1 protein-coding gene is annotated in these 790 nt (G+C 71.9%); it reads left to right on the top strand.

All coding sequences use genetic code 11. The features are described 5' to 3' along the window. Nucleotides 1-640, top strand: a 640-nt coding sequence (locus FVW27_RS17785) for a methyl-accepting chemotaxis protein (protein WP_243838554.1), incomplete at its 5' end; no start/stop codon positions are given. Nucleotides 641-790: the final 150 nt, after the last annotated feature.

Raw genomic sequence — 790 nt, forward strand, 5'->3', positions numbered from 1 at the left:
CCTGCGCCGCGCCGCCGAAGGGCGCGAGGTGGTGCAACGCGCCGTGGCCGCCATTGCCGAGGTGGACGAGACGGCCCGCAACCTGCGGGCAGAAATGGGCGACCTTGCGGGCAAGGCCGAGGGCATCGGGCGCATTGCCGGGGTCATCAGCGACATCGCCGACCAGACCAACCTGCTGGCGCTCAACGCCGCCATCGAGGCGGCGCGCGCCGGGGACGCCGGGCGGGGATTTGCCGTGGTGGCCGACGAAGTGCGCAAGCTGGCCGAAAAGACCATGACCGCCACTCGCGAGGTGGAGGAGTTCGTGCGGGCCATCCGGGAAAGTTCCGGTCGCAGCGTGCGCGCCACGGAAGAAACCACGGCCATCGCGGGGCGGGCCACGCAACTGGCATCGGGCGCGGGCGAGGCCCTGGCGGCCATCCACCACATTGCCACCGACACGGCGGACCGGGTGCGGGCCATCGCCACGGCCAGCGAACAGCAGTCCGCCGCCAGCGAGCAGATTGCCCGTTCCACCACCGAGATTCGCGCTGCCGCCGACGAAACCGGGGCCGCCCTGCGCGGCATTGGCGCCGCCATGGATGATGTGCGCCGGATGAGTGCGGATTTGGCGGGCATTGTTGCCGCCATGCAGAACTGACGCACAACCCCCCTCCACCAAAATCAGAAACTGCCGACGGGCATGGCGGGCCGTGCGTCAACGGTCCACCTCCCTGGGTGCGGAGCCCCCGCTCCGCGCGCACGGTCCGTGCGCCCCATGCCCGCCCCCCTGCGGGGGCCCCGTGCGACC

This window comes from Nitratidesulfovibrio liaohensis (assembly GCF_011682075.1).
Lineage (GTDB): Bacteria > Desulfobacterota > Desulfovibrionia > Desulfovibrionales > Desulfovibrionaceae > Cupidesulfovibrio > Cupidesulfovibrio liaohensis.